At 41.1% G+C, this 13,634-nt stretch carries 15 protein-coding genes; 13 read left to right on the plus strand and 2 right to left on the minus strand.

The genetic code is table 11. The annotated features are described in order from the left end of the window. The first annotated feature begins 41 nt into the window (after window positions 1-41). The 4 genes from PH_RS03670 (at window position 42) to PH_RS03685 (ending at window position 5,246) form a co-directional block, all read left to right on the plus strand. Window positions 42-884: a DNA-3-methyladenine glycosylase family protein gene (locus tag PH_RS03670; RefSeq protein ID WP_048053215.1), complete on the plus strand. Its 843-nt coding sequence runs from the start codon at window positions 42-44 to the stop codon at window positions 882-884. Continuing rightward, window positions 857-1,147 carry a MazG nucleotide pyrophosphohydrolase domain-containing protein gene (locus PH_RS03675; protein ID WP_048053216.1) on the plus strand — a complete coding sequence of 97 codons (291 nt, stop codon included), beginning with the start codon at window positions 857-859 and terminating at the stop codon, window positions 1,145-1,147. Before PH_RS03670 ends, PH_RS03675 begins: the two co-directional genes overlap by 28 nt. Window positions 1,148-1,212: 65 nt before the next feature. After that, a complete protein-coding gene (locus PH_RS03680; RefSeq protein WP_231833716.1) occupies window positions 1,213-3,240 on the plus strand; it encodes a DUF6541 family protein in 2,028 nt (675 codons plus the stop codon). Beyond that, window positions 3,237-5,246, plus strand: a complete 2,010-nt coding sequence (locus PH_RS03685) for an ArnT family glycosyltransferase (protein WP_010884879.1) — start codon at window positions 3,237-3,239, stop codon at window positions 5,244-5,246. The genes PH_RS03680 and PH_RS03685 overlap by 4 nt, the downstream gene beginning before the upstream one ends. On the opposite strand, the gene PH_RS03690 is transcribed toward PH_RS03685, so the two are convergent. Further along, entirely contained in the window at window positions 5,236-5,430 is a 195-nt protein-coding gene (locus PH_RS03690) for a class III signal peptide-containing protein (RefSeq protein ID WP_010884880.1), read from the minus strand. The genes PH_RS03685 and PH_RS03690 overlap by 11 nt on opposite strands. A gap of 41 nt (window positions 5,431-5,471) precedes the next feature. Beyond that, complete coding sequence (locus PH_RS03695; RefSeq protein WP_048053218.1) at window positions 5,472-5,663, minus strand: class III signal peptide-containing protein; 192 nt, start codon at window positions 5,661-5,663, stop codon at window positions 5,472-5,474. Window positions 5,664-5,765: 102 nt separating this feature from the next. On the opposite strand from PH_RS03695, the gene PH_RS03700 reads away from it, so the two are divergent. From PH_RS03700 to PH_RS03740, 9 genes are read left to right on the plus strand one after another with little or no spacing between them, the layout of a single operon-like run. Then, on the plus strand, window positions 5,766-6,317 hold the full coding sequence (locus tag PH_RS03700; RefSeq protein WP_010884882.1) for an HTH domain-containing protein: 552 nt from the start codon (window positions 5,766-5,768) through the stop codon (window positions 6,315-6,317). Window positions 6,318-6,357: 40 nt separating this feature from the next. After that, the gene (locus PH_RS03705) at window positions 6,358-8,808 is read left to right on the plus strand and encodes a tRNA(Met) cytidine acetyltransferase TmcA (protein WP_010884883.1); all 2,451 of its coding nucleotides are present in this window, start codon (window positions 6,358-6,360) and stop codon (window positions 8,806-8,808) included. Window positions 8,809-8,827: 19 nt separating this feature from the next. Beyond that, complete coding sequence (locus PH_RS03710; RefSeq protein WP_010884884.1) at window positions 8,828-9,823, plus strand: FecCD family ABC transporter permease; 996 nt, start codon at window positions 8,828-8,830, stop codon at window positions 9,821-9,823. Further along, entirely contained in the window at window positions 9,816-10,532 is a 717-nt protein-coding gene (locus tag PH_RS03715) for an ABC transporter ATP-binding protein (protein WP_048053219.1), read from the plus strand. Before PH_RS03710 ends, PH_RS03715 begins: the two co-directional genes overlap by 8 nt. Window positions 10,533-10,562: 30 nt before the next feature. Beyond that, a complete protein-coding gene (locus PH_RS03720; protein ID WP_010884886.1) occupies window positions 10,563-11,081 on the plus strand; it encodes an NTPase in 519 nt (172 codons plus the stop codon). Next, entirely contained in the window at window positions 11,078-11,914 is an 837-nt protein-coding gene (locus PH_RS03725) for a tRNA(Phe) (4-demethylwyosine(37)-C(7)) aminocarboxypropyltransferase Taw2 (RefSeq protein ID WP_010884887.1), read from the plus strand. The genes PH_RS03720 and PH_RS03725 overlap by 4 nt, the downstream gene beginning before the upstream one ends. Window positions 11,915-11,938: 24 nt before the next feature. Further along, a complete protein-coding gene (locus PH_RS03730; RefSeq protein ID WP_010884888.1) occupies window positions 11,939-12,652 on the plus strand; it encodes an arginase family protein in 714 nt (237 codons plus the stop codon). Further along, window positions 12,649-12,966 (plus strand): Sjogren's syndrome/scleroderma autoantigen 1 family protein, encoded by a 318-nt coding sequence (locus PH_RS03735; protein ID WP_010884889.1) that lies wholly within the window; start codon window positions 12,649-12,651, stop codon window positions 12,964-12,966. Before PH_RS03730 ends, PH_RS03735 begins: the two co-directional genes overlap by 4 nt. Next, window positions 12,963-13,175 carry a hypothetical protein gene (locus PH_RS03740; RefSeq protein ID WP_010884890.1) on the plus strand — a complete coding sequence of 71 codons (213 nt, stop codon included), beginning with the start codon at window positions 12,963-12,965 and terminating at the stop codon, window positions 13,173-13,175. The genes PH_RS03735 and PH_RS03740 overlap by 4 nt, the downstream gene beginning before the upstream one ends. The last annotated feature ends 459 nt before the right edge of the window (window positions 13,176-13,634 follow it).

The raw sequence follows: 13,634 nt of genomic DNA on the forward strand, positions 1-13,634 counted from the left end.
ACTGAAAAGTGATGACAGGGCCTTGCTGAGCGGTGATCGGAATGATAGACCTAGCTAAGACAACAAACGAAATGATCAAGAACGGAACTTGGAAATATGAAAAGGGAACATTTTGGCAAGCCTTGCCTCAAGGAATAGTTGGATACGATGGAGAAAACTTCATCCTCCCAGATGAACTAAATAAAAGAGATAGAAAGTTAGTAAAGGAGAAGATAAAGTTTATTCTTGGCCTAGATACTGATCTGGACTCTTTTTATTCCGAGATCAGTGATTCAAAGTTTTCTTTTCTCATAGACGAGTTCTATGGATTAACTATCCCAGCTGCACCGAACGTTTATCAAGCTATAGTTGAGGTTATAGCACAGCAACAGGTCAGCTTCGAATTTGCCCAAAAGGCAATAAAGAACCTGGTAATCCTATCTGGAAAAAAGATCAATGACCTCTACCTATTCCCTGGGCCCCAGGATATAATTAGGCTTGGTGAAAAAATTAAGGAGGCTAAACTTGGGTATAGGGGTAATTACATTCTATCAGTTACCGAGGAATACCTAAAGGGAAGGCTTAAGCTGGATCTAAGGGACATGGACGAAAAGGAGGCCATTAGATATCTAACGAGATTCCGAGGAATTGGAAAGTGGAGCGCAGAGCTCTTCCTAATGTATGGGCTAAGGAAGAACGTATATCCCGCTGGAGACTTAGGCTTGAGAAGGGGAATAGCAAAGATATTTAACTTAAGCTTGAAGAAGGTAACTGAGAGGATAGTTAGGGAGATCATTGAACCTTACGGAAGATGGAAGAGTTTACTCGCATTTTACATTTTATGTTACGATAGAAAAACTGAAATGGAGGTGAGAAAGTGGAAATCAGAGAATTCCAAGAGATGATCAGGGAGATTTACTATCACAAAGACAGAAGGAGGGGGGTGGAGAGGACTTTTTTCTGGTTCATCGAAGAGGTTGGAGAACTTGCTGAAGCCTTAAGGAAGGGGGATAGGGAATCTATGGAGGAGGAATTTGCTGACGTCCTTGCTTGGCTCGCCAGCTTAGCTAACTTAGTTGATATAGATCTTGAGGAAGCCGCTAAAAAGAAGTACCCTGGGGTTTGCCCATATTGTGGGAAGAAACCTTGTGAGTGTGAAGAGGATTGAGGGGGCTAATACTGGCGATCATTTCAGTAATTTTAATTTTCACTTCAAGCCCCTACGCTATTCTATTGGGCCTTCTAATTTTCGGGTATTTAATTGCTCATCGACTTGATGTTGAGCCCTTGCTAAGTGGACCCGGTCTTGGTATTGTAATCTCAACCCTCACAGTATTAGCGATAAGTCGAGTTGGAATTGACGTATCATTTTCGAGGATAATAATAGCTGCTCTTGCTTTATTGCTAGGGATTAAAGTAGATATAAAGGGGAAAATTGAAAGAGAGAAGATTCTTGACTTCGGGATGATTGCAATATCATCCCTTCTTGGCCTTGTAGTTAGGAGCTTTTACTTTCTTCTTCCAGATTACAGGGCAGCGGATACTTGGTTCCATGCTTCCAAAGTTAAAATGATAATTTCAACTGGAACGGTTTATTTTTCCCACGTTCCAGGATATTTTTCAGCTCAAATAATTAAGTACCCTCCAGGGTACCACGCTTTAATAGCCCTTCTCTCTGGATTCAAGGGGGAAAATATAATATATGGCATGAACTCTCTAAGGATTTTTGAGATACTGTACCTCCCAGCTTTAGCATACTTGGTAGGAAGGGAAATAAGGAGGGAAATCGGAATATTTGCCGCCCTTTTAACGAATTTCTCGGCCCTCTATTATTACTTTGTCCAATATGCACTCCTCCCGGCCTTCACTAACTACATGATTTTCCTGCTTTCAGTTTACTTCCTGGAAGTTGCCATGAGGGATAGGGGAATTAAAATCAGCATAATGCTTGGAATTACATCGGGAATCATGGCCGTGGTTCACCCTTATCAGTACATACTTTTCCAAGCAACAGCATTTTTCACGACGATATTATCCAAAAATAGGAAGGTGTTTTTAACTCAGCTTATCCTTAGTGCGAGTGTTTTCCTGGTATTTACGCCATTCTCTACGGAATATGCAGTAAAAGGAATATTAATGAATCCTAGATTTTCAAACAAGGATAATCCCAATTTTTTAATCTCAATTCTAAGGTACTCCTTTGTTGACAATGGGCAAATACTCTTTGGGCTTTCTTTAATTCTCGCTTTAATTCTATCCCTGATGAGGGGAGGTTCAATTGAAAAGGGACTTTCCTTGTCTTTTTTATTGATAATCTTCATGATGCTTGATAAAACTTACCTGAACATTAGGATTCCTTACTTATCGGCAGTGTGGAACTCAGAAAGGGCTTTCATGTTGACCACGCCACTCATCCCAATTCTGGAGGGAATTGGGTTAAACTATATATTTAAGGTAAAGAAAGAACTAGCAGCCATTTTCCTAGTTGTAGGAATGATGATCTCTTATCCTTACTTGAGAATTGAGCATCTTGCGAGTGAGTCTTCTTACCTTCTTGACCCTGAGGTTGTAGATTTCATAAAGGAAGTCTCAAGGATCGCTGGAAATGAAACGGTGATGACGGCTTGTGAATTTGATTCAGGAAGATGGATTCCAATTCTCACAGAAACCCCAATAGTTTGCTATTCAAAAAACATTTCAGAAGCGAGATACCTATATGTGGATACAAGAGGAGCGGGGGAGATTGAAGTATATCCAATAAACATAGTAAACTTCCTTGACAGGAGAGTTGTTCTGTTTAGAGATGGCCTTTGGCTCCTTGATTTGAATAAGCATGGGAAGCCCACTGGAGATGTTCTGAGCTATTATCATACAAACGGAACAATTAGCTACATAAAAGATACCAAATGGTTCGTTTATGGATGGGTCAATAAAAATTATGCAACGATGAAGTTGAGGCTTAAGGGCTTCCCCTATGCAATTATGATAGTTAATACCTCCTCAATTCTTTTTTCAACTTCAGAAAGTTTCGATAGAATAGAGATAAGGATATCGGGAAAAAAAGGGAGAGCGCTTGAAATTTACCTTGATGGAGAGTTCATTAAAAGGTATGAATTCAAGACCGAATATGGAGATGAAAGAATAGTTCTAAAAGTACGTGTAGATCCGGGAATGCACTATCTAATATTGTACTCTCCGAATACAACTTATAAAATCCCAATAGGAGTAAAGGAGATCATGCTTAAGAGGGAAGGCCCATGAAAAGGAGGACAATTTTTATTCTATTAGGGGTATTAGGAGTTTACATAATCTTGAGGGTGCCCTTCCTTTTTTCAATGGATGAGTTTAGCGATTATGATGAGGGAACATACCTTTTAATTGCGAGGAGCATAAACCAGGGGTACTTACCATATAGGGATATTTTTGCAGTTCATCCCCCCCTTTTCTACTATCTATTAGCCCTATGGCTTAGGATATTTGGAGACTCTCTGATTGCTGGAAGATTACTCTCTATGTTCATTGGGATCCTTTCGGTTTTCCTGGGATATTCTATTGGAAGTAAGCTAGGGGGAGAGGATACAGGGCTCCTCCTAGCTGGAATTTTAACCCTTGATCCCTTCCTTATCTTTTACAATGCAAGCGTTTATCACTTAACCCTAATAGAGTTTTCCGTTTTGCTAACGATCTACCTATGGTTGAGGGGTACCTCTGATCTAATTACGGCCTTCATTCTGGGTATCCTTTCAACGGTGAAGCATACACTTCTCCCATATGCTTTAGCATTTCTTCTCTTCAGGAGTTCGGAATTCAGCGAGATCAAAATTGATAAAAAGAAGGTAGTTAGGGCATTCTTTTTGGCTTATACCTTCTTGTTGATCGTAGAAACTTTGCTAATAGTTGCTTACCCTAACCAATTGTCTAGGAACCTCCTAATTCTACCTGGGATTAAAAAGGGTGAAATCATCGGTAGCTTCCTTCCCGTATTACTGTTCCTGATATTCTTCCTGTTCACTTTAAGGGCGTTTAGCACGTTCTCATTTACCAAGATTATCAAAATGGTTAAGCTTAAGGTTGCTCTGTTGATGCTTTTGGCATTCATTCTTGGTAGGGGTCTACTCGAGATCCCCCTCGGTTTGATGGTTTCGAAATACTATTTTTCAATGGTCTACATGGCTAACTCTTCGAGGTATGTACCTTTCCTTAACATCCCCAACCTCTTTGCCGATATACTCAGGGTAATCCGAGAAGGAAAACTAGAACTTCTCTATCCATACTATTCAATTTTAATCCTCACTTTTATCCTGCTAATAAGGGGAGGGAGGGGAAGTTCTAAAGTTGGTGCCTTAGCATTAATGACTGCTCTTATGTACTTTATTTTTCCAATTCAGCCCGTTGCAAGGTTTTTATATCCAATCCTTCTCCTTATTATAATTTACCTCGCTTCGGCGCTCCCTCAAAATAAAGTTAATATCGCTTTAGTATTCTCCCTAATATTTATCCTCTCAGTTACAATGGTTGCAAAGGTTCCAAAGGGAGAGCTTGCGATACCCTTCGCTACTCATACAAAGGAAATAAGAGAGGAAAGCAGGGTTATCCTGGAGAACATTAGGGAAGGATATGCTATGAATCCGATGGATGCTTACCTATTCAATATAGATGAGCCCAGGTTTTACATTGACAACTTTGGGATACTCTACCTTAAAGGGGAAGACCCAAAGAGGTTTTTAGAGTCTCTCAATACTTCCTATGTAGTTTTAAGTACATGGGTATTTGCGATAATGGATAATTCCCCAGTGCTTAGTGCGGAATATGGGGAGATAATAAAGTATCTAGTTGAGAACGGTACCCTTGTTTACGGCTTAGCCTACACCGATACTGAAAAGCTTTTAGTGTATTCTCTAGCTAGAAATTCTGGAATCTCGTTTTTTATAAGTTCCAAAGCTTTAGATGTACATTACAACGGTTCCCTTATATTTAAGATAAAACCGAGCAACGATACTAGGAAAATTTTGGTTAAACAGATCTCCAGTCATTATTACCTGCTATATACATCTGGAAATAATAGTCGGACTATTTATCTGAAGGTGATTGGGAATAGGATAGAGATATCAGATCCCGTGTATATAGAGTTCCCTGCTCCTGTATGTATAATTGGGGAGAATAGAATCCGCTACAAAGATTTTGAAATAGGGATCGTGAAAGGAAACATGTCTAGGATCTCTGACACCTTAATAAAAGTAAGGGGCGAATTGGAGATTACCCATTAATTTCTTTCTTTGTTATGTTCGTTATACCCTGCTTGATTGCCTCTGTTGAATTGTTGAACGTTGCAACGGCCGTTGAGGTCATTCCATGATTAGACCTGACCACGTAGCCAATCACGAGAAAGACAATAATGATCGTTATTCCAAGAATTAGCAGATATTCCACAGCGGACTGTGCTCTTCTCAATCTCAGCTACCCCCGAAAATAAAAAAAGAAAGTTAAACTCCTCAGCCTGAGGCATTCTTGATCTCTTTGCTTATAGCTTCAGAGATCATCTTTCCTGCTTCGCTGATCGTGCTATTTGCTTGTTGTCCTGCGCTCTGCCCTGCACCTCTAAGGTACTTGATTACCACTGCAATTATGATCAACGCTGCTGCAATCATGAACAGATACTCAATTGCTCCTTGGGCCTTCCTCATCTCTTCCACCTCCTTATTTCCATATATTTAAGACAAAAATCCTATATATACCTTGATCCTCAAATTTGTCTAGGTTGCAATCATTTTTGCAGGGGTGGTGGGATGCTTATTTTGTTACACAGCGAGGGTGCTAGTGTTCGTGATTGTATTAGAACGCTAATTAGAATGAGCAAAAATAGATTACCTCAACAAGGTAAAATAACTAGTTCAAAAATAAAGATATCGACAGGAGCTTTCCTTTCCGTTAATCTAGCCTTAATCGTTGATCTAGCTCAACCCTATAAACCAGGGATAGCGGTTGAATATTCGGTATCAGGAAGTAAAGATAAAGCCCTTGAAGATCTTCAGGAGAAGCTTAACTCTTATGTAACTCCGGAGATAGAAGTGTTTGACTTTCAAATAGAGACTTATACTACTCCTGTAACAAGAAGAACATATGCAATTGGAGTTTTAGTTTACAACAAGCCCAGGAAAGCTAACACTAAAGATTTCATGCTCCAGAATAGGAGAAAGATTCTAGCTAAAGTTCTTGAGCTTTTGAATTATAACATCAAGGCCCTAAACATTTCTGAGCTTGCTAGGATGTTTGGCGTTTCCAGAGATACGATTTACAACGATATTCAGCAAATAATAAAAAACGTTGATAAAGTTTAAGTTTTTAAGGCATAAATTTGCTCTTTTATTGGGGTTTAAAATGACGATCAAGGTTAGGTTTCCCAAGGATATCCGCGAGTATGCGAGGAAGGAAAATGTTAAAGAATCATTCATTAGGTTAGCTGAAACCGCATTAGCTGAGGCTATCTCTAACTTTCATCGTAGGATGATTATCCTCCAGGGAGATACCCTCGAGAAGGCGAAGCTCGCTGGAATTTTAGCTGGTGGAGTTGCAAGGGTCCTATCCGAATATATTCCCGAATTTTTAGAGAGGAAGCTTAGGGATGAGGATAAAATTGAGGTTCTATATGCGACGGATGCGTTAGGGGAAGAAACTTATGGGAGGAAGAGGTTCGAGGAGTTTAGAAAGCACTTCTCAATCCTAGCCCCTAACACTGAATTAACTTCCGTGACGTTTAAATACAGCAGGGATATCCTGGGTAGGACGTTTGATGTTTTAGTGTTAGACTTAAGTTATGACTATTCCCCAAATGACCTTGGTAGGATAATAGAAACGGTTAGGGGTGGTGGTGTAGTATTCATCCTTACGAATCCTTTTGAGAAGTGGAAAGACATGTGGACTGGCTTCCATAAGAGTCTTGTGACTCCGCCTTACACTATAGATGATGTGAAGAAGAGATTCAATAGGAGGTTAATAAGGAAGTTTACCGAGCATAGGGGGATATACATAGTTAATGCTGATAAGAAGAAGATAGAAAGGAGGCCCAGGAAGAATAAGAGTCAAGCAAGACTCCCTGAAAGGGAAAAAGTTGAGATACCAGAAGATATAAGGTTTCCCAAGGAGCTCTATGAGTTATGCTTAACTAGGGGTCAAGTGGAAGTTCTCAGGGCCTTTGAGGATCTAATAGACAACCCTGGGATGATAGTTTTAACTGCGGATAGGGGAAGGGGAAAGAGCGTCTCCGTCGGTATAGCCTCCATAGGTTTGGCCGTGAAAAGTAAGAAAAAGAATTTTAGAATTGTGGTTACCGCTCCAGAAATTGAGAATGTCCAGAGTTTATTGAAGTTCGCGGAGAAGAGCCTTAAGACTCTGGGGTACAAGACTAAGATTGTTAGGGAGAACGGTTTGATAAAGGAAGTGTACGCTAAGGGGATAGGGATCAGATATTACCCACCGACCAAGGGATATAAGCAAAGGGCAGATCTCTATATAATCGATGAAGCCGCTGGTATACACGTTCCGATACTTCACAAGTACCTTGAAAAAGAAAGGGTAGTCTTTTCCTCCACTATACATGGATATGAGGGGGCCGGTAGGGGATTTTCTGTTAAGTTTCTGAAGAAAGCTAAGGAAAAAAGAAACTACAAGGAAATTCATCTTTCCGTTCCAATAAGATATGCTGAGGGAGATCCCATAGAGAGGTGGCTCTTTGATGTCCTCCTCCTGGATGCAGAACCTGTGGAACTCACTGAAGAGGATTACGAGCTAATTAGGAAGATGGATGTTTATTTAGAGGAGCCCGACTTGGATGATTGGTTCGAGAATGATAGGGAAGATTTAAGGCACTTCGTCGGTATTTACGTGTTAGCTCATTACAGGAACAGGCCAAGCGACGTAGCCCTTTTAGCCGATGCCCCTCACCATGAAGCTAGGGTTTTGAGGCTTAAGAATGGAAAGATAGTTACCGCGATACAAATAGCTAGGGAGGGAGGTATTCCAAAGGCCGTAATTGATAAGATGGCTAAGGGATACAAACCCCCAGGAAATATAATTCCAGATATGATGGTAAAGCACCACTACGCTAAGGAGTTTGCCAAGCTGAAGGGGTATAGAATTGTTAGAATAGCTACCCATCCAGATGCCATGGATCTTGGCCTTGGAAGTAAGGCTCTAGAATTACTCGTAAAGGAGGCCGAGGAGAGAGGCCTTGATTGGGTTGGTTCTGGTTTTGGTGCAAGTGAAGAGCTAATAAGGTTCTGGGTTAGGAACGGATTTGCTGTCGTTCATCTTAGCCCTACGAGAAATCCGGTCAGTGGTGAGTACACGGCAATAGTTATCAAGCCGATAAGCGAGAGAGCTAAAGAGATCGTGAAGAAGGCGAACAGTGAATTTAGGCTGAGGCTTACCGAATGGTTGGGTGACACCCATAGGGATTTAGAACCTGAAATAGCTAAATGGCTCTTTGAGACCCCATTCGGGGAGTCCGTGGATTATCCCATATACCTGACTAAAGTGCAGAGAAAGAGACTGGAGATGTTCATAAAAAGGGTACTCACTTATGACACAGTCGTTGATGCCGTTAAGCCCTTGGTAAAACTTTACTTCCTCGACGGATGGATGAGACCTTACTTAGATGATAGGCAGATCGTGCTCTTAATTCATAGAGTTCTCCAAGCCCACGACTGGAAGGAAACTGCGAAATTGTTGAATAGGACTGAGGTTTACACAATGGTGGAACTTAGGGATGTTATAAGGGGACTCTGGTACTACTATAAGCATATCCTTAATGAGGAAAAAGATATAAAATAGTGGCATATTTATCCAAATCGTGAAGAAGGTAACGACCCTGCTAATAGTGCTCTCAGTCGCCTCAATATTTTTAGCATTATCTCTCGGTTCAGTTAAAATACCGATTAAGGAAGTAATATCATCTCTTTCTCCGACTTCGATATCCCTCTATAGGAAAGGAAACCTCTCTGGCTCTAAATTTATTATCCTCGACGTTAGGTTACCTAGGATAATCCTAGCATATTTAGTCGGCTTTTCTCTAGCCTTAGCTGGAACAGCGAGTCAAGCATTATTCCGGAATTCCTTGGCCGATCCCTATATCTTAGGGATAAGTGGGGGGGCTTCAATAGGGGCGGCTTTAGCTCTAGCTTACAATCCGAGGTACATTGAGCTGTTCGCCTTTATCGGGGCTATAGCCGCTGTTTACCTCGTTTACTCGATCTCAAAGGTGAACGGTCACATACCTGTCGATGTACTTCTCTTAGCTGGGATTGCGGTTGGCTTTTTCTCCCATGCAATAACCTCCTACATACTCTATATGAACAAGGATAGGATACACGAGGGGTTGGTATGGCTGTTTGGAACGTTTGCCTTAGCTACCTGGGCTAAGGTTTTACTGATGCTCATAGGCACGATCATAGGATCTAGCATGTTATTCTTAACCTGGAAGGAGTTAAACCTTCTCTTGCTCGGTGAGGAGAGCATAGCATTAGGCCTCGACGTTAATCTGTACAGGAAATTAATAATAGTGGCGATCTCACTTCTAACTGGAGTGGCCGTGGCCGAAAGCGGGATAATAGGATTTGTTGGTTTGGTTAGCCCCCACATAATGAGGATGATCGTGGGCCCTAATCACAAGAGGCTTTTACCAACCGCTGCTATGTTTGGTGGGATTCTACTCGTTACCTCAGACGTTCTCTCAAGAACTTTAGTTGCCCCGGTTGAGATTCCAATAGGAATAATGACATCTCTATTTGGAGCTCCTTTCTTCGCTTACCTTTTAATTAGAAAGAAGAGAGGTGAGCTTTATGCCTGAACTTGAGGTGGATATATCATTTTCCTACGGTAATTTTGAAGCCCTAAGGGATGTCAAGTTTAAGGCGAAAAAAGGAGAACTCTTAGCTATAATAGGCCCTAACGGATCTGGAAAATCAACTTTGCTCAAGTGCATAGCTGGTATACTAAAGCCTAGAGGTAAGATAGTGTACGATGGTATAAATCTATTAAATCTTAAACCCAAGGAGAGGGCTAAGATAGTTTCATACGTCCCACAGTCCTCATTTCCACAGTTCTCTTTCACCGTTGAGGAATTCGTAGAGCTTGGAACTTATGCAAGGGGAGGCGACATTGAAGATGCCCTAAAGAGAGTTGGGCTCGTTGAAAAAAGGCATGAGCTCATCACAAGACTTAGTGGTGGTGAGTATCAGCTAGCCCTTATAGCCAGGGCCCTTGCCCAGGGAAGTGAGGTCATGCTCCTGGATGAGCCAACGAGTCACCTAGACATAAATCACACGAAGAAGGTCATTGAGATCCTCCAGGAGTTAAAAAAAGAAAAGCTTATAATTGCCGTTTTTCATGATCTAAATCTTGCAATTAACTATTCTGATGAGTTATTAGTTCTTAAGAATGGAGAGGTTGCATGGCTTGGTGATCCTAATTCTCTTCCCCTGGAGGTAATAGGAAAGGTATATGGAATAGTGCCAAAGTTCCTCGAGGTTGATGGGGTGAAGACAATACTACCTTAACTTTATTAACCACTAAAGGTAGCTTAACTCATGAGGTTCTTTGTAAGTGGAATGCCGGGAGTTGGAAAGACGACTTTAGCAAAAAGGATAGCCGATGAAGTTAGGAGAGAGGGATTTAAAGTTGGGGGTATAATAACTGAGGAAATTAGGGAAGGAGGGAAAAGAACAGGCTTTAGGGTAATAGCCCTAGATACTGGGGAAATAGGAAGGTTAGCGTACGTTGGTTATGGCTATCCAAGGCTTGGAAAGTACGTTATCGACGTTGAAGGCTTTGAAAGGGTGGCAATTCCAGCACTCTCCAGGGCCCTTAGGGGTGCTGATTTAATAGTTATAGATGAGATAGGCCCGATGGAATTTAAAAGCAATGAGTTCCTTAAAGCCCTCGGCCTAGTACTCAAGAGCGAAAAGCACCTACTGGCAACGGTTCACAGAAGGTTAGTTGATAGGTATAGGCCACTAGGTGAGTACTATTGGCTAACTCCAGAAAATAGGAATGCTGTGTTTTCCGAGATATTGGGAAGGATAAAAGGATTGCTTAAGGAGAAATGAGGACTCAGGGAATAAAACCCAGGATTAGGGAGATACTCTCAAAGGAGCTTCCTGAAGAGCTAGTGAAATTACTTCCTAAAAGATGGGTTAGGATAGGGGATGTTCTCTTGCTTCCACTAAGGCCGGAGTTGGAGCCTTATAAGCATAGGATAGCGGAGGTTTACGCGGAGGTTCTTGGGGTTAAAACGGTTCTGCGGAAGGGGCATATTCACGGGGAAACTAGAAAACCCGACTATGAGCTCCTCTATGGAAGTGACACTGTAACGGTTCACGTAGAGAACGGGATTAAATATAAGCTAGATGTGGCTAAGATAATGTTCTCTCCCGCGAATGTTAAAGAGAGGGTTAGAATGGCTAAGGTTGCGAAACCAGATGAACTAGTGGTTGACATGTTCGCTGGTATAGGTCACTTAAGCCTTCCAATAGCGGTTTACGGAAAGGCTAAAGTTATAGCTATAGAGAAAGACCCCTACACATTCAAATTCTTAGTTGAGAACATTCACCTAAACAAAGTTGAGGACAGGATGTCGGCTTATAACATGGATAACAGGGATTTTCCTGGGGAAAATATAGCTGATAGGATCTTAATGGGATATGTAGTTAGAACCCACGAGTTCATACCGAAGGCCTTAAGCATAGCAAAGGATGGGGCAATAATTCACTATCACAACACAGTTCCAGAGAAACTAATGCCAAGAGAACCATTTGAGACGTTCAAAAGAATTACGAAAGAATACGGATATGATGTGGAGAAGCTGAACGAGTTGAAGATAAAGAGATACGCCCCAGGAGTTTGGCACGTCGTTCTGGATCTCAGAGTTTTCAAGAGTTGATTTCCTTACTTGAGAGGTGATAGCATGACGGTGTTCATTCCCAATGGAGAGGAGCCGAATCAAGAGGGAGTTAGATACGTGGCCAAGCTACTGAAAAGGGAAGGACTTGTGAGAGATATAAACTTCGCCACGTTAGATGAAATTCCTCTAGATAATTCTTACGTTCTTGGGGATCACTCCGGGACGTACTTTATATTAAAAAAGATAAGGCCAAAGGCCATGATAAGTTTAGATGCTCATACAGATTTAATGCAGGATTACTTTGATCACGCTTCTTGGCTGGCCTATGCGTTGAAAGATAACGTTATAGAGAGGGCCTCGGTAATTGGTGCAGTTCTAATGATACCAACAACTTCTGGAACTAAGCTCTGGACGAGAAGGGTAAAGATATTCCCAGCATTACCAAGGACTAGAAAAGTAAGGGGTAAATGGAAAGCTTACATTAACCTTAAGCAACATGGAGTTAAAGCGGTTATTAAAGAGGCCAAGGAATTCCTTGGGAAGGAAATATATCTGTCAATAGACTTAGACATCCTAAGTCCAGAATATAGGATAGCTCGATTCCAGCATGGAGAACTTACCCTTAAAGAGCTTCTCGATTTGATAGATAAAATTAAGGAGAACTTCGATATTATAGCGTTTGACATAGCTGAAATCTCTTACAGAGTTGCAAAGTCAAAATATGGAAGGAGGGCTATAATTGAAGCGTTTTCCTCCCTAAAGGAGGTGTTTGAATGATAACGGATGAAGAGATTAGGAAAGTCATTGCACCTCTTCTTCTCTCTGGAGCGAAAATGCTGGATAAGCATTGTCCAAAGTGTGGTTCACCTCTCTTTGAAAAGGATGGAAGGGTGTTTTGTCCAGTTTGTGAATACAGGGAAAAACAGAAAAAAGAGATGGTTAAGGGGGTTGAAGAAAGGCTAATGGAGAAGTTAACTCAATTGGCAAATTCCCTTCCCGATGACATTGATGAACTTGAGAAACACTTAAGGGTAATGGAGAAGATAATTGAAGTGTTGGAGAAATACAAAAAACTGGAGGGGAGAAGATGAAGAATACAAAAGTTTTGAAGGTTCTTGAAAATGGTCCAAAAACTGTTGAAGAGATCGTAAAGGAGACGGGAATTAGAGACATGGAAGTGAGGAGGTATCTCCTTAGGTTTGCAGAGCAGGGAAAGGTTGAAAGCTTTCAAAAGGATGGGAAGGTATTTTGGAAGCTGAAGGAGAAAGATGAGCTCGAGGAAGAGTTCAAGTACGTGTAACCTTGCTCCTCTAATTTCTCCTTCAACAATTTAGCATTGGTTGAAATTAAGCTTAAACTAATTCTCTAAACGAAGACTCTCCATATGTATGGCTTCTTCTTGTTATTGTTGGATTAGTGGTTATTCTAAGAGTTTCTGCATACTATGTTCATGTTTAATCTCTTTACAAGAAAGTCAATGAAGGAAGAGTGCCCTTTCCTTTATGCCTTCTGAAAGAAAGTTTTAACAATTCCTGGGCTTGACTTCATCCAGCATCCTGCAAGTACAGGTTCATCGACAACTAGAGGGAGGATGAAAGGTAAAATATCTCTTTAGCAGGGTATTCCTCAGCTAGAGAGACCTAAGGCACTTGGAGGGATAATAACTGGGATATTATATATGGTAATTCCTCAATATGGAGTCCTCATATTCTGGAAGATGGCAAGAACTTTTTTGAGAAGAAATTATAGTCAGGAACTT

The sequence above is a fragment of the Pyrococcus horikoshii OT3 genome, assembly GCF_000011105.1.
GTDB lineage: Archaea > Methanobacteriota_B > Thermococci > Thermococcales > Thermococcaceae > Pyrococcus > Pyrococcus horikoshii.